We start from the raw sequence: 23,198 nt of genomic DNA on the forward strand, positions 1-23,198 counted from the left end.
TTAAGTCACAGAACATTAGAAAACACAAGATTATATTTGGTAAAAACCATATCACATGAAAATTGAACAAATTTATACAGGATGCTTGGCCCAAGGGGCTTATTATATAGAGAGTGAAGGGGAAGCGGCGATTATTGACCCATTAAGGGAAGTAAAGCCCTATATTAAAAAAGCCGAGGAAGATGGAGCCAAGATCAAATACATTTTTGAGACACATTTCCATGCAGATTTTGTAAGTGGACATGTTACTTTGTCCAAAGAAACAGGGGCATTTATTGTATATGGCCCAACAGCAAAACCTTCTTTTGAGGCTATTATTGCAGAAGATGGACAAGAGTTCAAATTGGGAAAAATCACCATAAAAGTGTTGCACACACCAGGGCACACTATGGAAAGTTCAACCTTTTTGTTGAAAGATGAAAATGGGAAAGACCATGCAATTTTCAGTGGGGACACTTTGTTCCTTGGAGATGTTGGCCGTCCGGATTTGGCACAAAAGGCCGCCCATATGACACAAGAAGAATTGGCAGGAACCTTATTTGACAGTCTTCGTGAAAAAATTATGCCCTTGGCCGATGATGTAATTGTTTATCCTGCGCACGGGGCTGGTTCTGCTTGTGGAAAAAACATGATGAAAGAAACTGTGGATACTCTGGGGAATCAGAAAAAGATGAACTATGCCTTAAGGGCAGACATGACCAGAGAGGAATTTATCGAAGAAGTTACCGAAGGTCTATTGCCACCACCTCAATATTTTCCGTTGAACGTAAAATTGAACAAGGAAGGCTACGAGGATATTGATACCGTTTTGGAAAGAGGAACCCAAGCCTTAAGCCCTGATGCTTTTGAAGTTGCAGCCAATGAGACCGGGGCCATTATCCTGGATGTTCGTCATCAGGACGATTTTGCAAAAGGACACGTTCCAAGATCCATTTTCATAGGATTGGACGGAAGTTTTGCACCTTGGGTGGGAGCACTTATTGCCGATGTGGCACAACCTATCTTATTGGTTACTCCCAAAGGAAAAGAAGAAGAAACCGTTACCCGACTTTCTAGGGTTGGTTTTGACAAAACTTTGGGATATTTGAAAGGTGGTGTTGATGCCTGGAAAGAAGCGGGTAAGGAAATAGACACTGTTGTCAATATAAATGCCGAGCAATTTAAGCAAAAGGTCGATGAAGGAGTTCCAGTATTCGATGTAAGAAAAGAATCTGAATTCAACGCAGAGCACGTTGTAGATGCGCATTTGACCCCCTTGGATTATCTTAACGATCATATCGCCGAATTTCCAGAAGAGGAAACATTCTACATCCATTGTAAAAGTGGATATAGAAGTATGGTTGCAGCATCCATTCTTAAAAGTAGAGGAATCCATAATTTGGTCGATGTTTCCGGTGGGTTTGAAGACATTAAAAAAGTTGGAACGCCCGTAACCGATTATGTGTGTCCAAGTACCTTAAAATAGGGTTGGTGATGAAGAATACACTCAGGTTGACCTTGAGCTTGGTACTTTTGATGGGAGTCTCCTCCTGTCAATCACAAGAAAGCACCAACATCACAAAAGTTGATAATAGCTTCATAAAACAAGAAGTAGTAGGTAAGAATGTACAGTTGGTGGATGTAAGAACACCAAATGAATACAATTCTGGTCACATTGACAATGCCGTTAATTTTGATTTGAGCAGACAAAAGGCTTTTATACAACAGATCAACACCCTGGATAAAGATAAACCTGTTTACCTTTATTGTGCTGTTGGGTCGCGTAGTGCCTATGCAGCAAAAATTCTTGAACGCGAAGGCTTCACCAAAATTTTTGATTATTCGGGCGGCTACATGGATTGGGTAAGGAATCAATAAGTTTTCGGATTATTTTTTCTTATGTAACCATCGTTACTGACCAGACTTTTTATCCTGGGTATTTTGCCCTATATAAATACTAAAACAGAATATGTCATTATTAAGCTTTTTGTTCAAAGGGCAAACACTTCCCGATGAAGTTGAAATCTTAGATAGAGAAGATTATAAAAAGGCAATTACCAAAGGCAAGGTTCAACTTGTTGATGTTAGAACCAAAGGAGAATTTATGTCTGGCCATATTAAAGGCGCAAAGAATATAGATTTTTTTCAAGGATCTGCATTTGAAATTGCTTTTTCAAGATTAAAAAAAGACAAACCTATATACCTATACTGCCAATCTGGAAACAGAAGTCAAAAGGCAGCTAGAAAGCTCGTAAATATGGGCTTTACCAAAGTTTACGATCTCCGTGGTGGATATAGAACATGGACCTATTAATTTGAAGGAAGCTACAAATGAAAACAACACTACAGGTGCAAAACCTAAAATGTGGGGGATGTGCCAAGACCATTTTCAATAAGCTTTCGGGTATAAAAGAAATTAAAGATGTGATTGTGGAGAAGGATAGCTCATCGGTTAGCTTTGATCATCAAAGCGCCGATGATGCTTCCTTAGTTAAAGAAACCCTTAGGAATCTGGGTTACCCCACTATCGATGATGAAAACGGTTTTGTTGAGAAAGCAAAATCCTTTGTCAGTTGTGCAAGTGGTAAAATGGCACAATGATGAAAAAACTTTCCCTTTTCATATTGTTTGTATTATTGATGCTTTCCTGCAAAGAGGGACCCAAAACAACTGATGGTGACCCTGAACAGGTGGCACAATTGAGCGCTTACTCTCCTGAAGCGGGCAAAAAGTTGATGGAAACCAAATGTTACCTATGTCACAACCCATCGGTTCCAGAGAACGGGCAACGCATCGGTCCACCTATGGTAGCGGTAAAAGCACATTATCTGGATGTTTACAAGGATAAAGAAGCATTTGTGAAGGGTATCATGGAGTTTGTGAAAGCACCTTCAGAAGAAAACACCATGATGCGAGGCGCTGTGCGAAGATTTGGATTGATGCCTTCCCAGCAATTCCCAGAAGAAGAAATCCAAAAGATAGCCGAGTACATTTACGATTATCAAATTGAAGAGCCCGATTGGTTCAAAGAACATTGGATGGACAGACGGGGCGATTCATTGTACAATAAAGGAAAAAAGCTAACGGTCATATCCCCAGAAAAGAGTCCAAAGGAATTGGGAATGAAATATGCTTTGGAAACAAAAAAAGTGTTGGGTAAAAACCTCATGGGAACCATTCAGAACAAAGGTGTTGATGAGGCGGTTGTTTTTTGTAATGAAAAAGCCTATCCGCTTACGGATAGTATGTCCACAAATTTCAATGCTCGAATAAAAAGGGTTTCCGACAAGCCTAGAAATCCAAATAATAAAGCCAATGCTACAGAATTGGCTCATATTACAACCTTTAAAAACAAAGTTGCAGCGGGAGCATCTGTTGAGCCCATTTTAAAGGAGGAGAACGGGAAAGTGTATTTCTATTATCCCATTGTCACCAATACAATGTGTTTAAACTGTCATGGAACTCCGCAAAAAGAAATCGAACCAGAAGTATTGGCCCATTTATCACAGCTATATCCGGATGATAAAGCAACAGGATATGGTCCTAATGAGGTAAGGGGCATTTGGAGCATTGTCTTTGATGCTTCAAACAATTAAACTAAAGAACTTCTTTATTTTTTTGGTTTCTTAAATCCATACACCAACTGTCCCCAAAACCCTTTAGGTAGTTTTTCATCACCAGGGAATCCCAATTTAATTTTACCACTGCTTTCGGGAATGTAATTGGTCTTAAAAATATAATCCCAAATACTGAGACTTATCCCAAAATTCACCCCGTATGAACCCTCTGGAATGGTATAAGCATGATGGTACAAGTGCATTACTGGGTTGTTCAATATATATTTTAGTGGTCCATAGGTCAATTTAATGTTGGAATGATTAAAGTGTCCGATGGCAATGGCCGCAAAATGTACAATGTAGGCTTGCTCTGGTTCAAAACCTCCAAGAACCATAACACCTATGGTTTTTAAAGGCTTGTAAAGAATGTTTTCCATCCAATGGAACCGTAAATGGGCGGCAAATCCCATCTCCTTTACACTGTGATGCACTTTATGAAACTGCCAAAGTACCGGGTACTTGTGCAAAAGCACATGGGTAAACCACTGAACAAAATCCAACACCACAAAAAAGACCAGCAATTGAACCCATTGCGGCCAATGTGCAATATCCATAATGGTCAAAGTTGTTGCGGTGATCCCCAAATCCTTAAAAAGGACTCCGAGTAATTTGTACACACCGCTAATGACAATGGCAAAAATGAAAAAGTTGAAGAACATGTAAAATGCATCCAACCAAAAATCCTTTCTAAAAATAGATTGCTCTTTGCGCCACGGGAACAGGATTTCCAACCCCCATACGATAAGGGAGATAATGATAAGGCCCCAAAAGTAATTTGAGTACCAGGGAACTTCAAACAAAATCGATTTCCAAGTCCAGCGCACAGTTCCTAAAAAACCATTGGCAAGGGCATCAAAATATTCAGTCATAAACATTAAATCTTAAGTCGTGCATTACATTGAAACTTACCGCTAAACAGGAAAAGACTTTTCAAAGTAAAAGAATACATCAAAATTAAATATACTTTAAAAATAAAGAGGGCAGTGTAACCAAGGTTACCATATGTTTTATTTCCAAAAACTACTTTTGATGTATGCTCTTTAAGAAACCGTAATGGATAAGATGCTGACGATCAGTTTCTTTTTGGTAACTTGTGTTAAGAATCATAAACTAACGATTATGAAAAAAAACATGGGCGGTGCAGACCGTACAATTCGAATTATCTTGGCACTTGGTGTTGGAGCATTGTATTATTTTAATGTGATTACTGGAACATTGGCATATGTACTGCTTGCATTGGCAGTAATATTTGTCTTAACAAGCTTTGTTAGTTTTTGTCCTTTGTACACCCTGTTTGGGATCAATACAGGCAAGGTCAAGAATTAGGTTTTTTGGTTGGTTGATAAAGGAAGCCGCTCTACTAAGAGCGGCTTTTTTTATTATAAAATGATAATATTCATATAAAAAAGCCTGTGTTTTATCAATTATGTAACTTTTGTTACAAGATATTATGACTTTCCTCAATATTTTACCAAGAATTGAATTTAACTAAACAAACATGAAGTCACATTATCAAATTTTAATAATTGGTGGAGGAACGGCTGGTATTATGACAGCTGGCCAGTTATTGCGGAAAAATAAAAAGCTGGATATAGCTATAATAGAACCCTCGGAGACACATTACTACCAACCTGCATGGACCCTTGTTGGAGCTGGAACCTATGATTTTGATAAAACCAAAAAGCCCATGGCAGATGTAATGCCCAATGGTGTGGATTGGATTAAGGACAAGGCCGTCGGTTTTGATCCGGAAAAGAATACGGTCGATATGGAAAGCGGTGGTGATATTACCTACGATTACTTGGTAGTAGCTACAGGATTGGTAATGGAGCCTAGTATGATCAAAGGACTGCCCGAAGCATTGGAAAAGGGAGTGGCCTGTAGTAATTACATCGACCCTGAACATACATGGGAAACGATTCGAAATTTTAAAAAAGGAAATGCACTTTTCACCCAGCCCACTACACCTATTAAATGTGGTGGTGCTCCACAGAAAATAGCCTATTTGGCTGCCGATTATTTTGGAAAACAGGGACTTAAGGACAGTACCAATGTAATTTTTGCCACACCAGGTTCTGTGATATTTGGCGTAAAGGAAATTAGGGAAACCTTGAATAGGGTAATAGATCGTTATGGTATCCATTTTAAACCGTTTTATGCTCCCAAAGAGATTGATATTGAAAACAGGATCGTACACTTTAGCCATACCGCACCCGAAGAGAACAGATGTGTTATCAATGAAGATAATGAGTTAGGAGAAAAAATGATTGGGGATGTGGATATCCAAGTGCCTTTTGATATGTTGCATATTGCCCCTCCACAGGCAGCGCCAAAATTTGTCCGTGAATCTGTGCTGGCAAATGATGCCGGATGGTTGGATGTAGATCATTTTTCCATGCAGCACAATAAGTATTCGAATGTGTTCGGTCTGGGAGATGTAGCAGCCTTGCCAACGGCCAAAACTGGAGCTGCAGTTCGTAAGCAAGTTCCAATTGTGGTCGACAATATTATGAGTTTGCTCGGTGGAAAAACTGCTGAGAACCATTCCTATAATGGTTACTCATCATGTCCGCTAGTGACAGGATTTGGCAAAATGACCCTAGCGGAGTTTGATTACAACAATAATTTTATTCCAGACCCTAAACTAAAACGCATGCTGGTTTTTAATAGTGCCAAAGAACATTGGAGACTTTGGATGCTAAAAAAATATGGACTTCCATATTTGTATTGGAACAAAATGATGAAAGGTAAAAACGTTTAAAATCAAATAATCAGAAAATTATAATCCTGAGGAATATCATGTTTTAAAGGAGGTTTTCCGATTAAATTTGGTTCAAATAAAAACCAATACATTTTGAAAACCTTGAATATTCCTTTAGTAGTGTGGGAGAACGGTATCTGGATGATAGGTCTGTTTGCCCTTGTGGTCGTTATTTTGATAGTAGCAGTTTTGGCCATGATGAACAGTGGTAAAAAGTAAACGCTAACCACATATTTAAGAGATGGATTTAACATAAGAATGTTTTTTATGTTAAATCCATTTTGTTTGTAACTTTAGTAACCTAATAAAGTTGGCGTTAAAGCTACTTTTGAAAGCACAAAATATCACTTATGGAAACCGAAATACTTGCTCGGATCCAATTTGCCTTTACTGTTGCTTTTCATTACATATATCCCCCACTTAGTATAGGTCTTGGATTATTATTGGTCATTTTTGAAAGTATTTATATTCGAACCAAAAATGAAACCTACCACATACTGGCCCGTTTCTGGACCAAAATTTTTGCACTGACTTTTGGAATCGGCGTTGTTACCGGTATTGTCATGGAATTTGAATTCGGTACCAACTGGGCCGTATATTCCCGTTATGTAGGTGATGTATTTGGTAGTGCTCTGGCCGCCGAAGGTATTTTTGCCTTTGCTTTGGAAAGTGGATTCCTGGGAATATTGCTGTTTGGCTGGAACAGGGTGAAGCCTTGGGTACATTTGGTATCTACCATTGGAGTGTTTCTAGGTTCCATGTTTTCTGCTATTTGGATTGTAGTTGCCAATAGTTGGCAACAGACCCCAGCAGGATTTCACATAGTGGGAGAGGGGATGGACGCCCGTGCCGAGATTACCGATTTTTGGGCGATGGTGTTCAACCCATCCAGTGTAGATAGACTGACACACGTATGGCTTGGAGCTTTTTTAGCGGGAGCCTTTTTGGTGTTGAGTGTACATGCCTATTATCTCATTAAGGGAAAGTATGTGGAAATTTCCAAAAAAGCGTTTAAGATTGCCTTGGTCGTAGCCACCATATTTTCGTTAGGACAATTGTTCACAGGTCACCAATCTGCAGATGGGGTGGCGGAGAACCAACCTGCAAAACTCGCTGCACTCGAAGGCCATTTTGAGGCATCAGCACCTGCCGATATGTATATTATGGGTTGGGTAGATAAAGAAAAACAAAAGGTTACGGGTATTAAGGTTCCAGGAGGATTATCGTTTTTGTTGGATTATGATTTTGAAGCACCGGTAACTGGTCTCAATGCCTTTCCCGAAGATGAGCGCCCTTCCCAAATCAATGCGGTTTTTCAATTTTATCACATTATGGTGGCTATAGGAATGACTTTGATCTTTTTGACTCTTTTTGCGAGTTTTTTGATGTGGAGAGGTAAGTTCTTTAATAAGAAATGGTTACTCTGGATTTTTGTTTTCGTTGTTTTTTTACCTCAAATAGCCAATCAAGTAGGTTGGTTTGCCGCCGAAATGGGAAGGCAACCCTGGGTAGTTTATGGACTTCTGAGGACTGATCAGGCATTTTCCCAAGCCGTTTCAGAGAACCAGATTTTGTTCTCCTTGATTTTGTTCTTTTTGGTGTATGCCTTGTTGTTTGTTTTGTTCATTTATCTATTGCACAAAAAAATCAAACATGGACCGTATGAAGAATCAGAAACTGACGATACGCCTTTTGGAGGAACATTAACTCATATGATGAAATAAGGATTATGGAAACGTTTTTAGGATTGGATTATCCCACATGGTGGTTTTTGGTAGTAGGAGGTCTTTTCTCAGGATATGCCATTTTGGATGGTTTTGATTTTGGGGCGGGCGCATGGCATCTCTTTCTAAAGAAGGAGAATAGCCGTAGAATCGCATTGAATGCCGTTGGCCCGGTTTGGGATGGCAACGAGGTTTGGTTGGTGATCGGAGGGGGCGCATTGTTTGCAGGATTCCCTGTAATGTACGCCACTATGTTTTCGTCCTTGTATATTCCTTTTATGTTGTTTTTGTTGTTCATCATTTTTAGGGCCATTTCCATTGAGTTTAGGGGTAAGGAGCCAATGCTCTGGTGGCGTAGGCTTTGGGATGTTTGCTACAGTGTTTCCAGTATAATGTTGGCTTTTTTACTGGGTGTTGTGCTTGGTAATGTATTACAGGGAATAGCCATAGGAGAAAACTATCAATACGAAGGAGGCGTACTTTTCGAATTTTTGAATCCATATGCATTGATGACAGGGCTCACCACATTGTCACTTTTTATGGCTCATGGAGCTATTTTTCTTTTGTTAAAAACAGAAGGAAGGTTATTTGCCAAGTTGACCCTGCTTTTAAAAAGAGGAATGATCTTTTTTATGGTCAGCTTTGCTGTGACCACACTTTACACTTTAATTTATATACCTCATTTATCAGACGATTTTAAGAGCAATCCATCACTTTTTATAATACCGTTACTTACTTTTCTCAGTATTGCCAATGTGCCCAGACTGGCCGAAAAGCGAAAATATAAATGGGCCTTTCTGTTTTCATCATTGACCATAGCATTTTTGTTGGTATTGGTGGCTGTTGAACTGTATCCCGTTTTGTTGCGCTCCAGCATAGATCCACAATATAATATTGATATTTACAATGCTGCCTCTTCTACAAAATCCTTGCAGATTATGATGATTATTGTAGCCATTGGAACTCCCTTGGTACTCTTCTATACCATTTTTGTCTACAAAACTTTCTGGGGAAAAGTGAAATTAGACGAAACCAGTTATTAAAGATTGAATCAATTCAATATCAAGGCCCTGCATATGTAGGGTCTTTTTAGTTAATGTTTTGTTTAAAGTGAAGGATACGGTAACTAATGTTACTGATGTTCATCGGCGTAATAATGACTTTTAGAAAAAAAAGTTATGAAAGTACGTATTGAAAGAATTGGTTCCGTTTTTATGTTGATGCTGTTTGTATCCACGATGATTTTTGGTTGTTCGGACTCCAATGATGATTCAGTTGACCCACAAATTGAAAACGGTATCGATGATGATATCAATGATAATATTAATGACGATGACGTAGATGACGGGTCTTCAATAGTTGATGAAGATGAAGCAGCATTGTTGTTTATGTTGGAGGAGGAGAAACTTGCAAGGGATACCTACAAGTTTTTGAACGAATACTGGGGCATGGTACAATTTGAAAACATTATGCAAAGCGAACAATCCCACATGGATGCCGTGGAAACATTGTTGAACGCTTACGACATTGAATATGAAATATTGGGAGAAGGTGTCTTCGAAAATGAAGACCTTCAGGCATGGTATGACAAATTTGTAGAGGATGGGGTTGTTGATGAAGTAGCTGCCCTAACGGTAGGTGCAACCATTGAGGATTTGGATATTGTAGATTTGAAAGAGCAAATCGAAGCTACCTCCAATACGGATATTGCAGAGGTGTTTTCAAGTTTGCAGTGTGGTTCCCGAAATCATTTAAGAAGTTTTGTACAGAGTATCGAAAATCTTGGAGATACCTACACTCCACAATTTCTCACACAAGAAGAATTTGATGCCATTTTGGAAGGTTCGCACGAACAGTGCAATTAGGCCAAAAAGTATATTGGAATAATCAAAGTCTATGTTGTTGAATTGGTACTGACCGATATTATAGCGTAGACCCTGATTTTCATCATTGTTCAGTACCTAAATACAGGTTTACTTTGTAAAGTTTTCTCTGTATTGAGGTTTTCTTTTATGCAATTTTCTCAGTAACACAAGTTACTGTGCGGGTATTTTAACAAATCTATTTTTGGCACAAATTAATTACGTATATGAAACGATTATTTGTTTTAATAATATTCTTTTATGCACAGGGACAATTGTTTGCCCAAGATCATGTAAAGATTTCCTTGGAGGATGTCTTGATGCGGGTACAAGAGTCCAATGCAAGTATTAAGGTGTCCGAGCAGGAAGCGAAGATGGCCAAATACGACTATAGGTTTTCCAATTCCATTTTCTTGCCACAGATTGCTGTTTCCCATACAGGGATGGCAACCACAAACCCATTGATGGCTTTTGGTTCTAAACTGAATCAGGAAATCTTGACCCAAGCGGATTTTAACCCTGCTTTATTGAATAATCCTGATCAGATTGAAAACTATGCTACAAAGGTTTCGGTAGAACAACCCTTGATCAATCTGGATGGGTTTTATCAACGTAAAGCTGCGAAAACCACTATGGAAGCCAAAGAGCTTCAAGCCATGAGGACAAGGGATTATCTCGATTTTGAAGCACAAAAGGCCTATGGTCAATTACAATTGGCCCACCGGGCGGTAGCTGTATTGCAAAAGGCTTACGATGCAGCAAATGCCAACTTGAACATGGCACAGAACAGTTATGATCAAGGATTGCTTCAAAAAGCAGACTTGTTGGAAGTAAAAGTTCGAGTGACCGAGGTTTCCGATCAACTGAAGACTGCCAAAAGCAATGTGCAAAACGCATCGGACTATCTATCATTTTTAATGAATGAACAAGGAAACGTAGTCTATGAACCATCTAAAGACTTGGTGCCCGAAAATTTAGGTGAGGCTGTAGAAAGTTCATTGGAAAACAGGGCGGATGTAAAGGCCATGGATTTGGTTTCCGAAGCCTACAAGGCAAATATGAGGGCGGACAATATGACTTTTTTACCAAGGTTGAATGCCTTTGCCAGCTACGAAATGTACGATGATCAAATTTTTCAGGCGGATGCCAAGGGATACATAATCGGGGCAAGTTTGAGCTGGGATGTTTTTAAAGGGTCCCAACGATTTGCCAAAGCAGGAAAGAGCAAGACCAGTTATGAAAAAGCAAAACAAGAATACGAACAGTACGTTGCCAAAAGTACTATGGAGCTACAACGCACCAAACGGATGGTCGAGGATGCGAAAAGCAGGCTCGAGACCTCAAAATTGGCTATGGAGCAATCCGAAGAATCATTGAGGATCCGCACCAATCGATTTAAGGAAGGTTTGGAAAAAACAACAGATTTGTTGGGGGCGGAAGCTACATATGCCGAAAAACAATTGGCCTATTATCAAACCATTTTTGAATACAATCAAGCACAATCCTTATTAACATTTTTAACCAAAGAATAATTGCGAGATGAAAAACATTACGATATATAAAAGCTTCACTTTAATCCTAGCATTGGGATTGACCCTTACAGGATGTGGAAGTGACAAAAAACAAGCGGTGGACACTGCAGAAGCTGTATTAGTCACTGTTGCTGATGTGGATACTGGTGATAGTTCCATCATTTTGGCGGGTAGTGGACAAATACAAGCTGTAAATAGCGCCACTTTGAGTACCAGAATGATGGGTTATGTAGAGACTTTGCCAGTTAAGATTGGTCAAAAAGTAAGAAAGGGAGACCTCCTTATTTCCATCAATAATGGGGACCTACGAGCTAAAAAAGCACAAGTGGAGGCATCCATTACAGAAGCAACGGTTGCGTTCAACAATGCCAAGAAAGATTACGAAAGGTTCCAGAACCTTTTCCGTGAAAACAGTGCTTCACAAAAAGAATTGGATGATATGACCGCGCGCTACGAAATGGCCAAGGCCAGATTGGAAGCTGCAAACCAAATGAAGAACGAAGTAAACTCCCAGTTCGCTTATGCCAACATAAGGGCACCTTTCAATGGGGTGGTAACCAATACTTACATTGATGAAGGTGATATGGCCAATCCAGGTATTCCTTTGGTGTCCGTGGAATCTCCGGGAGGATTTGAAGTGGTTGCCAAAGTTGCTGAAAACAACATTTCTAGTATTGAGGTGGGAACAAGGGCACAAATTCTTGTGAAGACGCTGGATACCATCATTACTGGAAAAGTATCCGAATTGAGTGCCTCGGCACAAAATACAGGTGGACAATATTTGATGAAAGTTTTATTGGACAAAACAGAAGCCAAGATTTTGTCAGGTATGTATGCAACCGTTAGGCTGGAGGCGGACCAAGAGAACAATGGTAAAACAGTTGTGACCGTTCCGTCCAAAGCCTTGGTTCATAAAGGGCAGTTGACCGGCATTTACACTTTAGGGCAGGACAACGTAGCCCTTTTACGCTGGTTGCGTTTGGGCGAAAACTATGGGGAAGAAGTAGAAGTATTGTCCGGCTTGTCCAAAGGAGACCAATATATTGTCTCAGCAGAAGGGAAGTTGTATAACGGAGCCAAAGTAAGCATTCAATAACCCAAAAAAGCTAAAAATGAAAGACGGACTTGCAGGAAAAATAGCCAAAGGGTTTATAAGCTCTAAACTAACGGTGCTCCTTATGATCGTATTTATGGTCATTGGGGTGTACAGTTCTTTCCTTATTCCAAGGGAGGAGGAGCCACAGATAGATGTGCCCATGGCAGATATTTTCGTGGGATATCCCGGGGCCAGCCCAAGAGAGGTGGAATCCAGGATTACAAAACCACTGGAAAAAATTATATCGAACATTAAAGGCGTAGAATATGTATACACGACTTCCATGCAAGAGCAAGGAATGGCCATTGTGCAGTTTTATGTAGGTGAGGACATAGAAAGATCTTTGGTGCGCTTGTACGATGAAATAAACAAGCACATGGATCAGATGCCCGAAGGGGTTACCATGCCTCTTGTAAAAACTCGCGCCATCGACGATGTACCTATGCTCGCACTGACCCTTTGGAGCGAAGAGTACGATGATTTCCAATTAAGGGAGATTTCTGGCGAACTCATTAACGAGATTGAAAAAGTGAACGGGGTTTCCATCACCAAAAAAATAGGAGGACGCAACCGTCAGCTTCGCATTGTGGTGGATAAGGATAAAATGGCAGAATCTGGAATTGATATGTTGGCCGTGGCTCAAATGATCAAGGCCAACAACCAACAGATGGATGCCGGTAACTTTCTATCCAATGATACCGAGTTCCATATCAGTACAGGAAATTTCTTGGAAACCAAGGAAGATCTTGAAAACCTCATTGTGGGCACCAAACAACGTCAACCTATCTATTTGAAACAGGTGGCGACCGTGTTGGATGGTCCAGAACTTCCAAAGAACTACGTTTCTCTTGGTTTTGGAGCGGCAAGTGAAAAAGCTGAGACCTATAATTCAGAATATCCTGCAGTTACCATTTCCATCGCCAAAAGAAAAGGAGCTGATGCCATGAAGATTGCCGATGTGGTATTGGAAAAGGTAGATCACCTAAAAACAACCCTAATTCCTGATGAGGTTAAGGTTGAGGTGACTCGTAACTATGGACAGACCGCATCTCAAAAAGTATCTGAATTGTTGATGCACTTGATTGGAGCCATCATTGCGGTAACCTTTGTGGTAATGTTGGCCATGGGATGGCGAGGAGGACTTGTGGTGTTCCTATCCGTGCCAATTACATTTGCATTGACTTTGCTGAGTTACTACATGCTGGATTACACCTTGAACCGAATTACCTTGTTTGCCTTGGTTTTTGTAACGGGTATTGTAGTGGATGACTCCATTATTATTGCGGAGAATATGCACCGGCATTTTAAAATGAAACGGTTGCCATTCAAGGATGCCGCGATTTACGCTATCAACGAGGTGGGGAACCCTACTATTTTGGCTACGTTTACGGTAATTGCATCCGTATTGCCCATGGCATTTGTATCTGGTTTAATGGGGCCATATATGTCGCCAATGCCCATAGGGGCTTCGATTGCGATGTTGTTGTCTTTGTTCGTGGCTTTGACCATTACCCCTTATTTGGGATATATCTTCCTTAGAGAGAAAGACAAAAAGAATAAAAAAGAAAAACAGCCGGTTGAAATCCAAGACACGTTTATTTATAAAGCTTATGCGCGATTCGAAAAACCCTTAATAGAGAGTAAGAAAAAAAGATGGATGTTCTTGGGGATTACTTTCTTCTTGTTGATTGCTTCCGTGGCCATGTTCTTTACGAAATCGGTAGCGGTAAAAATGCTTCCTTTTGATAACAAGAACGAGTTCCAAATAGTGCTGGACCTTCCAGAGGGAACAACCTTGGAAAGGACATCGGCCGTGACCAAAGAAATAGGAGCCTATCTGTCCACACGTCCAGAAGTGGTCAATTATCAAACCTACGTGGGAACATCGGCTCCCATTACATTTAATGGATTGGTAAGGCACTACGACCTTCGTGGCGGAAGCAATATGGCCGATATTCAGGTGAACCTTGTAGATAAACACGATAGGAGTGAGCAGAGCCACGATATTGCCAAATTGCTAAGACCCAAGATTCAAGAATTGGGCAAAAAGTACAATGCCAACATCAAAATTGTTGAGGTGCCACCAGGGCCTCCTGTTTTGTCGACCATTGTAGCCGAAGTGTATGGTCCCGATTACGACAAGCAGATGGAACTTGCTGATAAAGTGAAAGGTATTTTGAACAATACCACTGATGTTGTGGATGTGGATTGGATGGTCGAAGATGATCAAGTGGAGTATGATTTTGTGGTGGATAAGGAAAAAGCAATGTTGTATGGAGTTACTCCCCAGCAAATTGTTCAAGTGATGGCAATGGCCTTTAGGGGAAACCCAGTATCTCACATTTATCGCGAAGAGGCCTTTGATCAAATCGGGATTGTACTTTCCATAAGTGAAAAGGACAAATCATCCTTGGATGAAATCAAACAATTAAAAATAGCATCGCAGCAAGGCAATATGGTTTCTGTGGGAGACTTGGTTTCGGTAAAAGAGGGAACCAAGGACAAAAGCATCTACAGGAAAAATCAAAAACGGGTGGTCTATGTAATGTCGGATATGGCAGGAGAATTGGAAAGTCCTGTTTATGCCATTTTGGGTATGACCGATAAGCTGAACGCGTTGGAACTTCCGCAAGGATATTCCATAAATGAGCTTTATATGGAGCAGCCACAATTTGAAGATGACTACACCGTAAAATGGGATGGGGAATGGCAGATTACCCTAGAAGTATTCCGTGATCTAGGGATTGCTTTTATGGGTGTAATCGTAATCATTTATATGTTGATCGTAGGATGGTTCCAAAACTTTAAGGCACCTATGGTGATGATGGTGGCCATACCGCTTTCATTGATCGGTATTGTGCTAGGTCACTGGTTACTTGGAGCATTCTTTACGGCAACATCCTTTATTGGTATGATAGCCTTAGCGGGTATTATGGTACGGAACTCGGTGCTGCTGATTGACTTTGTCAATTTGAGGCTAAAAGACGACATTCCATTAAAGCAAGCAGTAATAGAAGCAGGAGCCGTTCGTACCACGCCTATCTTACTGACTGCCGGAACTGTTGTTATAGGAGCTTTTGTGATCTTGTTCGACCCTATTTTCCAGGGATTGGCGATATCACTTATGGGAGGAACCATAGTGTCTACCGTTTTGACCCTGTTGGTGGTACCATTGGTTTATTATATGATTGAACGCAAAAATTACAAGTAAAATGAAAATGATCATTGTTACCACGGTTGAAGAATACAAAGGCCAGGTCTTTAAATTATTTAAAAAGGCCGGCGTGGAAAGCTTTAGTGAATCTGATATTGATGGGTATAAAAGTGCTGCGCCCTTAATGTACACTAGTAGTTGGTTTCCCAGTGAAAAGGGAGGGGCCGCATCCAATATGTTCTTCTCCTTTACCGAAGAAGAAAAAGTAACGGAATTGTTTAAGCTCTTGAAGGAATTTAACGAAGAGAGTAAGACTACCAACCCTATTAGAGCAATAGAAATACCCATTGAAAGAATTGTTTAAAAATTGAAAATGAAAAATAGAATAGTAAGAGGAGTAGCAGGAACCTTTATATTGATAAGCTTGGCCTTGGCCATTTATGTAAACATCAACTGGCTATGGTTTACTGCCTTTGTTGGAGCCAATCTTTTGCAATCATCAATTACCAAGTGGTGCTTGCTTGAAGACATCCTGAAAAAGTTTGGTGTTAAGGAATCCAAAGAGAATTGTTGTTAACATAAAATTTCGACTTTTAATAAAGGTATTTTCGTTATTTTGGAATAAAATAAATAGAAAATGCTATATCAACCTTGGCCCTGGTATGTATCGGGGCCACTTATTGCCATAATAATGGCAGTTTTGATCCTACTGGGAAAAAAATTCGGCATGTCCTCCAATTTAGAGACTTTTTGCTCTATGGGAGGTGCCGGAAAATTCACTGATTATTTTAAAATCGATGTAAAATCCAAAAGATGGAACCTTTTGGTCGTATTAGGTTCTGTATTTGGAGGGTTTTTGGGTGCACATGTGCTATCGCCCAATCCTGCTGTGGACATAACGGACGAGACCGTTGCCAAACTGCAAGGTTTAGGCTTTGAAAGTGCAGGAAAAGCCTATTTGCCCACAGAACTTTTCAGTTTGGAGGCGCTCTCACAGCCAATGGTCTGGGTTATTTTATTGGTCGCAGGTGTATTGGTCGGTTTTGGAACACGCTATGCAGGAGGTTGTACCTCTGGTCATGCCATTTCCGGGCTTAGTAATCTTCAACGACCTTCACTTATCGCAGTAATTGGATTTTTTATCGGTGGTTTGATTATGAACCACTTATTGTTTCCCCTAATTTTTGGATCATGAAAAGTATTATATATATCATCACAGGAACGTTTTTAGGTATTGTATTGTACAAATCAGAGGCCGCTTCTTGGTTCCGTATTTATGAAATGTTCCAGTTCGACTCTTTTCATATGTATGGAATCATCGGTTCTGCATTGGCCGTTGGTGTCGTATTGGTCCAATTGATCAAACGTTCTAAAACGAAATCTTTTTTTGGTGAGGCCATAAACATTCCGAACAAGGAAAAAACGTTTACACGATATCTATTGGGCGGTATTCTTTTTGGATTGGGTTGGGCCCTGGCCGGGGCTTGTCCTGGACCCATGTACATATTGACCGGTGCAGGATATTGGCCAATCCTAATTGTGCTATTTGGGGCCACAGTAGGAGCATTCCTGTATGGTGTTTTAAGGAGCAAACTACCGCATTAAGAGTGGCTTAACGGGATATTTGGGTAAAACAACGAAAATGAATGGTTCGTTGCCGACAAGCTTATAGCTTTGGTTGTCCCAAAACTTACGTAATAGTCCCTACATGAAGCTTACTACGTTTATAATAGACGATGATCTGGTGTCGCAGTTTGCGACCCGATACTGCATACAACAATCCCATGGTGATTTTGATATCGTTACTTGTTCCAGCGGTGAAGAAGGAATACAAGCCTGTTTTAATTCGATTGAGGAGCAGGACAGATTGCCCGACATTATCTTTTTAGACCTTGTAATGGATGGAATGAATGGATGGGATTTTCTGGAAAATCTTCAGAATTTGTTCAGAAAGCATGAACTTCCAAGTGTATATGTTCTTTCTGCCTTTACCAACTCCACAGACCGAACCATTGCCAAGAGGCATGGATTGATTGCCGGTTATGTGGACAAGCCATTATCTCGTTCATATTTGGAGAAAATCCTGAAAGAAGAAGAAAAAAAACGAACTGTTTAATAGCTCTGAGGTTCTTTCTAAAAGGGCTTCACCTTAAAACACTTTAATTTGACTGACTCGGTTGCGATAAGTTTTTAAAAAAACCTATTTTTGCAGTCCATTTTTATCGATGGCCCCGTAGTTCAATGGATAGAATAGAAGTTTCCTAAACTTTAGATGCAAGTTCGATTCTTGCCGGGGCTACTTTTTGACTTCCAAAGTATTCAAAAAATCATTTAGTTCAACTTGATTTAACTTTCGTCTTGGTCAACAGTTGACTAAAAAGAAGATAATTATGAAGTCAGATTCCACTGTTTCGGTTATGTTTTGGCTTTATTCCAGTAAAATCGAGAAAATTTTATTGAAAAATGTTTTGATAGAATTTTTGGGAGAAATATTTGCTTCGCTCAGTAGTATTAGTTAAAGGTAAGACTTGGGACTTGCAGCACTCCACTTCATTGCGCTCGCTTTTGGTTGGGTTTCTATTTTAAACCAGGCATTTTTGTAACCTTAACCGTTCTTTAAAGTGCCTCAAAATCGTGCCTTGTTTACATTGGTCTTTTAACCTATTTGGCAAGACTATATGAGAAAACCAACCAAAAGGACAAGGCTTTAGAAACCTACCTGCTAGGAATCCAAGTGTCCAAAATTTGCACACCGAGACCATCAATCGATGAAATGAAAAATCGTCCATGAACAATAAAAGATGGTTCAAGGTAACAAATACCAAATTGACTCGTCGAGTAACAACACCAACAAAAAACGATATTAAATCATGAGAAAAACGATTTTGTTCTTCACCCTAATTTTCCCGTTTATTCTTCTTTCCCAATCCACAAACACCGAAGCTGAGAATCTTATAGATTATATGGTTAATGAATTAGTGAAGTTGCCCAGCATGCCACCTGGGATTTCGGTAGCGATCAGTAGCAACAACAAAATCATTTACTCTAAAGGATTCGGCTATACCAATTTGAGAACAAAAACAAAAGTTACTCCCAATACTCAATTTAGAGCGGGCAGTTTATCCAGACTTGTAACCATTACTGCACTGGCAAAACTTGTTGAAAATGAAAAGGTAAGCTTTAATGACAATTTACAGGACATACTGCCAAACTACCCTCGAAAAAAGTACTCTTTTACAATCAAACAATTGGCATCCGGATTGTCTGGTATGAAGAATTACATTGATCAAGATACATTTGTCCAAACAAGTTACAATAGTGTCGATGAGGCCTTAGATGTTTTTTCCCATGTCCCTTTGGCATACAGGCCTGGGGATAAATACAATTATAGCACCCATGGGTACACATTACTTTCAAAGGTTATCGAAGAAGCTTCGGACCTAGACTTCAGGGATGTATTGAAACAAGAAGTCCTTTCTCCTTTATCCATGAATTCAACCCGCATTGAGGATATCGCTAATAGAACCAATCATATGACCGAGCTGTTCCAACTAAACAATGAAGGCTACATGACTCAATTGGACACTTTAAAAAATTATAGCTATAGTTGGGCAGGCGCCGGAATTATCTCCACTCCTAATGATTTATTGAAATTAGGGAATTCCTATACCAATGGTTTTATTAAAATAAAGGAATTGAATACAATTTTTGAAATACAAAAACTGAATTCTGGAGATACCATAAGGCAAAATATTGGTTGGGACAAAAATTGGGACATGGATGACCGAAAAGTTTTTGAACAAGATGGTTCCGCCGAAGGTGCCCGGAATATAGTAAGTGTTTTTCCTGATGAAAAGTTGTCGATTGCACTAATGGCCAATGCATTTAGGCTCAGGGCTATTGAAGAAACCGTACATACCTTGGCCATACCCTTTTTAACAAAACCGTCTCCTCAATCACAGCCAAAAGGCATTTTTGAACTGGAACTGGATGAAGATGTTCGGGGAGAATGGCTAAGAAGAAATGCATATATCGTATTAAATGGAGAGCATGATCGATTGGTGATCGACCCAGGAACCGGAAGCCAGGAAATATATAAGCTCATTTATTTAAACAGAAAAAATAAATATGCTTTACTTCATACTGATGGTATTCTATATTCTGAAATTGATTGGGATAAGGATTCGATTAGCGGCAAGGTAATGTATTATAGGGGACCCAATCTCCATAAAACTTCAACAGAACCTCCTTATTTAAAGTTTCAAAGTCTTAAGAAAAGTGGATGATAAATTGGAGGTATTGTCTTTTAGATATATAGTGATTATTGACTTTCAAATATTTGCTTGGATTCCGATAGGTTCGAAATGGCTTCCATAACAATCTTTTTTTGATTCTATTGTAATATTTTTGGCTTTGTACAGTCTCTATTGCTAACACCAAAAAATGAAAACATCATAAGGTAAATGAGAATACTCTTTTCTAATCTCTTTGGATTTCTGCTTATCGGCCAAATTTCCATGGCAAAGAATATCAAATTTGATTTTGTGGTCACAACCATCACAGAAAACGTATATAGCATCATCTCGCCATCCATAGGATTGCCCACCCCCGAAAACAAAGGATGGAATTCCAATGTTCATTTTGTTGTCACCGAAACAGGCGTGCTTCTTTTTGATACCGGTTCATCGGAAACAATAGGCAACAATATCAAAAAAGCCATTAAAACGGTTACGGACCTTCCTGTCCGTTGGGTGGTCAACTCGCACAGTCATGCAGATCATTGGTTGGGCAATGCGGCATTTACCGATACCGCAGTTGAAATCATTGCAAGTGAACAAGCTATTGCAACCATGAGAAAATATGGTCAAGACGATGTTGAGTTTTATGCCAAGGTGACCCATGGCACAATCGGGACCACGCAGCTTAAGTATCCCAATTTTTTATTGGATCAACGGCAAAAACGGAATTTTGGAGGGGTGGATGTTGAATTCATTTTCAGCAATGGTGCACATTCACCTGGGGATATTTTAATGTGGTTGCCCGAGCAAAAAATTATATTCGGGGGAGATGTATTGGGTTCGGATTGGATGCCGATGATCACCGATCACGGCAATGTTCCAAATTTGATCGATACGCTTCATAAGATTGCAAAGCTAAGTCCTGATATTGTCTTGACGGGACACGGTAAAGCAACGACCGCAAAGGCAATAACAAGGGATGCGGAATTGTTATCCGGTGTTTGGGAGCAGGTACTTACAGACCATAAAAATGGTCTAAAACCCAATGAAACCCTATTACGTGTCAAAGCTGATCTTGCGCCAAAATACAATTCCCTTTATCAAGATTTTGAAAATGAAATTGAACGGCATGTCAAACTAATGTATAGTTTGCAGCAATAAAGCCCGTTAGAAAAAATAAAGAGCAAAACAGACGCACATACCGCCTTTAAAAATCGACAAAATGAACAAAAACATCATTGTATTACTTTTTATATGCATGGGCATTGGCCAAGTCAAGTCCCAAGATACCGAATCAATTGTATTGGGCACAAAACATATGTTACACTCCAATATCTTGAATGAGGACAGAGGATATTGGATTAGCCTGCCGGATTCTTACAATGACGACCAATCATCCCATAAGCGTTATCCAGTACTTATGGTTCTCGATGGGAACATACATTTTAAAAGTATAGCAGGGGTGGTAAATTATCATAGTTCCGATGCTTATCGAAGTTGGAAAATTCCGGAAATGATCGTGGTGGGCGTTCAGAATGTAGATCGAAGAAGGGACTATACACCTGATAAAGTCATTACTGTTAGAGAGAACAATACAGGGGGAGGTGAAAAATTTCTGAGTTTTTTGGAAGACGAACTAATTCCCGAACTGGAAAGCCGTTATAGAACCGATCCTTACCGAATTCTTTTTGGACATTCCTTAAGCGCTTTGTTAACCACCCATGCCTATATGAAGGAAAAATCACTTTTCAGCGCTTTTATTGCAGTAGACCCCAGTTTTGGTACTTGGGATGTGGAAACCATGGACAAGAAGTTGGAAGCCGTGACAGATCGATCCTTTAAAAGATTTTTTTATCTGGCCACAGCAAATTGGGGAAAGAGAAATATCAGAAACCGTGATCGTCATGTAAGATTATTTGAAGGGCTGAACAGCAAATGTGAAGGTGCTTTTCCGGCAAAAATGGAATATTTCGAAAATGAAAACCATGCTTCCGTGCCCCCAATCGCTTTTTACAATGGTATCTCCACCCTGTTTGAAGGTTATGGAATTTCTTATCGCGATGTGAAAAGCAGGGAGCATTTAATTCAGCACTTTCAATCAATTTCACACCGCCTTTCGTGGGATTTTAGACCGCCGGAACAACTTGTCAACCGAATTGGTTATGGATTGCTTCGAAGCAGGGATAAAGGTGAAAGGTCCAAGGCCTTGGCATTCTTTATCCTTAATACGGAGAACTTCCCAAATTCATACAATGCTTTTGATAGTCTGGGAGAAGCCTATGAAGCGCTTGGAGATAAGAAAAAGGCAATTGACAACTATACAAAATCCCTTGACCTGAATCCTAAGAACGAACATGTAAGGGTGAAATTATCAGAATTGGAAAAAAACGAATAAACAGAGAGATTTAATATCACATCAATAAATGCTGTAAAAAGAGCTGACACACCAAAAACAAAATCAATCTTTGGAGACACATAAAAGATTTATCAAAATGGCGATTGAAACCGCCCGTGAATCAAAAAGAAAAGGTAATCTACCTTTTGGTTGTATTCTGGTCACCGAGGATGGCCAAGTACTCTTAAAAGGTGAAAACACCATTGCTACCGACAAGGATTGTTTGGCCCATGCTGAAATTAATTTGATCAGGGAAGCAAGTAAAAAATATGATCATTCCTTTTTAAATAATTGCACAATCTATACCAGTGATGAGCCCTGCCCAATGTGCACATCGGCCATTTACTGGAGCGGGATTGGTAAAATTGTTTATGGATTGAGCAAAGTAACCTATTATCAAATTGTAGGCAAGAACGATCCCAATTGGGTTTTTGAAATCCCTGTTAGGGATGTATTGGCAAAAGGAGGAAGAAAGGTAGAGGTTCTTGGACCGTTTTTAGAGGAAGAGGCTTCCAGACTTCATAAGATGCAATAGAAATCAGATAAGGTAACAAACATATTTATCCTTGTATCCACGGAAAGAAAAACAACTATAATGTATATCCTTCCCCCTTTTAGGACATCACTAAATTCATAAAATTATCATTATGGATTTAATTGTTCTAGTTGTGGAATAGCCCTCAAAATAGATTATAAACGTCAAATAAAATATAGTTGGAATGGAAATTCGGATAGGATTTCAGACCATGAAATAACTAAATTAAAAATGCGCTATGGAATTGAACTTTCTAAAAAGCCCACAATGGTGGATTTCCAGTTTTTGATAAAATCTACTTAACT

At 39.6% G+C, this 23,198-nt stretch carries 24 protein-coding genes and 1 tRNA gene; 24 read left to right on the top strand and 1 reads right to left on the bottom strand.

From position 1 onward, the window contains the following. The first annotated feature begins 55 nt into the window (after positions 1-55). From ACQQ5U_RS16260 to ACQQ5U_RS16280, 5 genes are all read left to right on the top strand, one after another. The gene (locus tag ACQQ5U_RS16260) at positions 56-1,465 is read left to right on the top strand and encodes an MBL fold metallo-hydrolase (protein WP_437399141.1); all 1,410 of its coding nucleotides are present in this window, start codon (positions 56-58) and stop codon (positions 1,463-1,465) included. Between the two features lie 8 nt (positions 1,466-1,473). Continuing rightward, on the top strand, positions 1,474-1,857 hold the full coding sequence (locus ACQQ5U_RS16265) for a rhodanese-like domain-containing protein (RefSeq protein WP_437399143.1): 384 nt from the start codon (positions 1,474-1,476) through the stop codon (positions 1,855-1,857). A gap of 91 nt (positions 1,858-1,948) precedes the next feature. Continuing rightward, positions 1,949-2,293, top strand: a complete 345-nt coding sequence (locus ACQQ5U_RS16270) for a rhodanese-like domain-containing protein (protein WP_437399145.1) — start codon at positions 1,949-1,951, stop codon at positions 2,291-2,293. Positions 2,294-2,310: 17 nt separating this feature from the next. After that, complete coding sequence (locus ACQQ5U_RS16275; RefSeq protein ID WP_437399146.1) at positions 2,311-2,580, top strand: heavy-metal-associated domain-containing protein; 270 nt, start codon at positions 2,311-2,313, stop codon at positions 2,578-2,580. Further along, positions 2,577-3,575: a c-type heme family protein gene (locus ACQQ5U_RS16280; RefSeq protein ID WP_437399148.1), complete on the top strand. Its 999-nt coding sequence runs from the start codon at positions 2,577-2,579 to the stop codon at positions 3,573-3,575. Before ACQQ5U_RS16275 ends, ACQQ5U_RS16280 begins: the two co-directional genes overlap by 4 nt. Before the next feature lie 14 nt (positions 3,576-3,589). Here the strand turns inward: ACQQ5U_RS16280 and ACQQ5U_RS16285 are convergent, their stop codons facing one another. Continuing rightward, positions 3,590-4,465 carry a sterol desaturase family protein gene (locus ACQQ5U_RS16285; protein ID WP_437399149.1) on the bottom strand — a complete coding sequence of 292 codons (876 nt, stop codon included), beginning with the start codon at positions 4,463-4,465 and terminating at the stop codon, positions 3,590-3,592. A 250-nt stretch (positions 4,466-4,715) separates the two neighbouring features. Between ACQQ5U_RS16285 and ACQQ5U_RS16290 the strand changes: the two genes are divergently transcribed. The 19 genes from ACQQ5U_RS16290 (at position 4,716) to ACQQ5U_RS16380 (ending at position 22,893) form a co-directional block, all read left to right on the top strand. Beyond that, a complete protein-coding gene (locus ACQQ5U_RS16290; RefSeq protein WP_437399151.1) occupies positions 4,716-4,922 on the top strand; it encodes a YgaP family membrane protein in 207 nt (68 codons plus the stop codon). Positions 4,923-5,094: 172 nt separating this feature from the next. Continuing rightward, positions 5,095-6,357 (top strand): FAD-dependent oxidoreductase, encoded by a 1,263-nt coding sequence (locus ACQQ5U_RS16295; protein WP_437399153.1) that lies wholly within the window; start codon positions 5,095-5,097, stop codon positions 6,355-6,357. 93 nt (positions 6,358-6,450) lie between these two features. Further along, complete coding sequence (locus ACQQ5U_RS16300; protein ID WP_262696701.1) at positions 6,451-6,576, top strand: hypothetical protein; 126 nt, start codon at positions 6,451-6,453, stop codon at positions 6,574-6,576. Positions 6,577-6,707: 131 nt separating this feature from the next. Continuing rightward, complete coding sequence (locus tag ACQQ5U_RS16305) at positions 6,708-8,081, top strand: cytochrome ubiquinol oxidase subunit I (protein WP_437399155.1); 1,374 nt, start codon at positions 6,708-6,710, stop codon at positions 8,079-8,081. A gap of 5 nt (positions 8,082-8,086) precedes the next feature. Then, on the top strand, positions 8,087-9,124 hold the full coding sequence (cydB, locus tag ACQQ5U_RS16310; RefSeq protein ID WP_437399156.1) for a cytochrome d ubiquinol oxidase subunit II: 1,038 nt from the start codon (positions 8,087-8,089) through the stop codon (positions 9,122-9,124). 135 nt (positions 9,125-9,259) lie between these two features. After that, a complete protein-coding gene (locus ACQQ5U_RS16315; protein WP_437399157.1) occupies positions 9,260-9,946 on the top strand; it encodes a DUF2202 domain-containing protein in 687 nt (228 codons plus the stop codon). 224 nt (positions 9,947-10,170) lie between these two features. Then, the gene (locus ACQQ5U_RS16320; protein ID WP_437399159.1) at positions 10,171-11,475 is read left to right on the top strand and encodes a TolC family protein; all 1,305 of its coding nucleotides are present in this window, start codon (positions 10,171-10,173) and stop codon (positions 11,473-11,475) included. 7 nt (positions 11,476-11,482) lie between these two features. Continuing rightward, on the top strand, positions 11,483-12,571 hold the full coding sequence (locus ACQQ5U_RS16325) for an efflux RND transporter periplasmic adaptor subunit (protein WP_437399161.1): 1,089 nt from the start codon (positions 11,483-11,485) through the stop codon (positions 12,569-12,571). A 16-nt stretch (positions 12,572-12,587) separates the two neighbouring features. Further along, complete coding sequence (locus ACQQ5U_RS16330; protein ID WP_437399163.1) at positions 12,588-15,782, top strand: efflux RND transporter permease subunit; 3,195 nt, start codon at positions 12,588-12,590, stop codon at positions 15,780-15,782. Between the two features lies 1 nt (position 15,783). Then, positions 15,784-16,089: a hypothetical protein gene (locus tag ACQQ5U_RS16335; RefSeq protein ID WP_437399165.1), complete on the top strand. Its 306-nt coding sequence runs from the start codon at positions 15,784-15,786 to the stop codon at positions 16,087-16,089. 9 nt (positions 16,090-16,098) lie between these two features. Next, positions 16,099-16,302, top strand: coding sequence for a YgaP family membrane protein (locus ACQQ5U_RS16340; RefSeq protein ID WP_437399167.1), 204 nt, complete (start codon positions 16,099-16,101; stop codon positions 16,300-16,302). Between the two features lie 60 nt (positions 16,303-16,362). Then, positions 16,363-16,920, top strand: a complete 558-nt coding sequence (locus ACQQ5U_RS16345) for a YeeE/YedE family protein (RefSeq protein WP_437399169.1) — start codon at positions 16,363-16,365, stop codon at positions 16,918-16,920. Beyond that, positions 16,917-17,330 (top strand): DUF6691 family protein, encoded by a 414-nt coding sequence (locus ACQQ5U_RS16350; protein WP_437399171.1) that lies wholly within the window; start codon positions 16,917-16,919, stop codon positions 17,328-17,330. Before ACQQ5U_RS16345 ends, ACQQ5U_RS16350 begins: the two co-directional genes overlap by 4 nt. A gap of 103 nt (positions 17,331-17,433) precedes the next feature. Beyond that, on the top strand, positions 17,434-17,841 hold the full coding sequence (locus ACQQ5U_RS16355; RefSeq protein WP_437399172.1) for a response regulator: 408 nt from the start codon (positions 17,434-17,436) through the stop codon (positions 17,839-17,841). A gap of 111 nt (positions 17,842-17,952) precedes the next feature. Further along, a tRNA-Arg gene (locus ACQQ5U_RS16360) sits at positions 17,953-18,024 on the top strand. Between the two features lie 571 nt (positions 18,025-18,595). Continuing rightward, a complete protein-coding gene (locus tag ACQQ5U_RS16365; RefSeq protein WP_437399173.1) occupies positions 18,596-20,011 on the top strand; it encodes a serine hydrolase domain-containing protein in 1,416 nt (471 codons plus the stop codon). 231 nt (positions 20,012-20,242) lie between these two features. Then, positions 20,243-21,124 (top strand): MBL fold metallo-hydrolase, encoded by an 882-nt coding sequence (locus ACQQ5U_RS16370; protein WP_437399175.1) that lies wholly within the window; start codon positions 20,243-20,245, stop codon positions 21,122-21,124. 61 nt (positions 21,125-21,185) lie between these two features. Continuing rightward, on the top strand, positions 21,186-22,358 hold the full coding sequence (locus tag ACQQ5U_RS16375; protein WP_437399177.1) for an alpha/beta hydrolase-fold protein: 1,173 nt from the start codon (positions 21,186-21,188) through the stop codon (positions 22,356-22,358). A 70-nt stretch (positions 22,359-22,428) separates the two neighbouring features. Then, positions 22,429-22,893: a nucleoside deaminase gene (locus tag ACQQ5U_RS16380; RefSeq protein ID WP_437399179.1), complete on the top strand. Its 465-nt coding sequence runs from the start codon at positions 22,429-22,431 to the stop codon at positions 22,891-22,893. The last annotated feature ends 305 nt before the right edge of the window (positions 22,894-23,198 follow it).

Origin of the sequence: Flagellimonas lutimaris, from assembly GCF_051494225.1 — a bacterium.
GTDB classification, from domain to species: domain Bacteria; phylum Bacteroidota; class Bacteroidia; order Flavobacteriales; family Flavobacteriaceae; genus Flagellimonas; species Flagellimonas lutimaris_A.

Excerpts from the sequence above, each read along its gene's own strand:
- ACQQ5U_RS16340 (WP_437399167.1), top strand. The coding sequence starts at position 16,099 with ATGAAAAATAGAATAGTAAGAGGAGTAGCAGGAACCTTTATATTGATA.
- ACQQ5U_RS16320 (WP_437399159.1), top strand. The coding sequence starts at position 10,171 with ATGAAACGATTATTTGTTTTAATAATATTCTTTTATGCACAGGGACAA.
- ACQQ5U_RS16285 (WP_437399149.1), bottom strand. The coding sequence starts at position 4,465 with ATGACTGAATATTTTGATGCCCTTGCCAATGGTTTTTTAGGAACTGTG.
- ACQQ5U_RS16335 (WP_437399165.1), top strand. The coding sequence starts at position 15,784 with ATGAAAATGATCATTGTTACCACGGTTGAAGAATACAAAGGCCAGGTC.
- ACQQ5U_RS16275 (WP_437399146.1), top strand. The coding sequence starts at position 2,311 with ATGAAAACAACACTACAGGTGCAAAACCTAAAATGTGGGGGATGTGCC.
- ACQQ5U_RS16350 (WP_437399171.1), top strand. The coding sequence starts at position 16,917 with ATGAAAAGTATTATATATATCATCACAGGAACGTTTTTAGGTATTGTA.
- ACQQ5U_RS16280 (WP_437399148.1), top strand. The coding sequence starts at position 2,577 with ATGATGAAAAAACTTTCCCTTTTCATATTGTTTGTATTATTGATGCTT.
- ACQQ5U_RS16345 (WP_437399169.1), top strand. The coding sequence starts at position 16,363 with ATGCTATATCAACCTTGGCCCTGGTATGTATCGGGGCCACTTATTGCC.
- ACQQ5U_RS16290 (WP_437399151.1), top strand. The coding sequence starts at position 4,716 with ATGAAAAAAAACATGGGCGGTGCAGACCGTACAATTCGAATTATCTTG.
- ACQQ5U_RS16270 (WP_437399145.1), top strand. The coding sequence starts at position 1,949 with ATGTCATTATTAAGCTTTTTGTTCAAAGGGCAAACACTTCCCGATGAA.
- ACQQ5U_RS16375 (WP_437399177.1), top strand. The coding sequence starts at position 21,186 with ATGAACAAAAACATCATTGTATTACTTTTTATATGCATGGGCATTGGC.
- ACQQ5U_RS16365 (WP_437399173.1), top strand. The coding sequence starts at position 18,596 with ATGAGAAAAACGATTTTGTTCTTCACCCTAATTTTCCCGTTTATTCTT.
- ACQQ5U_RS16260 (WP_437399141.1), top strand. The coding sequence starts at position 56 with ATGAAAATTGAACAAATTTATACAGGATGCTTGGCCCAAGGGGCTTAT.
- ACQQ5U_RS16370 (WP_437399175.1), top strand. The coding sequence starts at position 20,243 with ATGGCAAAGAATATCAAATTTGATTTTGTGGTCACAACCATCACAGAA.
- ACQQ5U_RS16295 (WP_437399153.1), top strand. The coding sequence starts at position 5,095 with ATGAAGTCACATTATCAAATTTTAATAATTGGTGGAGGAACGGCTGGT.
- ACQQ5U_RS16315 (WP_437399157.1), top strand. The coding sequence starts at position 9,260 with ATGAAAGTACGTATTGAAAGAATTGGTTCCGTTTTTATGTTGATGCTG.
- ACQQ5U_RS16355 (WP_437399172.1), top strand. The coding sequence starts at position 17,434 with ATGAAGCTTACTACGTTTATAATAGACGATGATCTGGTGTCGCAGTTT.
- ACQQ5U_RS16330 (WP_437399163.1), top strand. The coding sequence starts at position 12,588 with ATGAAAGACGGACTTGCAGGAAAAATAGCCAAAGGGTTTATAAGCTCT.
- ACQQ5U_RS16305 (WP_437399155.1), top strand. The coding sequence starts at position 6,708 with ATGGAAACCGAAATACTTGCTCGGATCCAATTTGCCTTTACTGTTGCT.
- cydB (WP_437399156.1), top strand. The coding sequence starts at position 8,087 with ATGGAAACGTTTTTAGGATTGGATTATCCCACATGGTGGTTTTTGGTA.
- ACQQ5U_RS16265 (WP_437399143.1), top strand. The coding sequence starts at position 1,474 with ATGAAGAATACACTCAGGTTGACCTTGAGCTTGGTACTTTTGATGGGA.
- ACQQ5U_RS16325 (WP_437399161.1), top strand. The coding sequence starts at position 11,483 with ATGAAAAACATTACGATATATAAAAGCTTCACTTTAATCCTAGCATTG.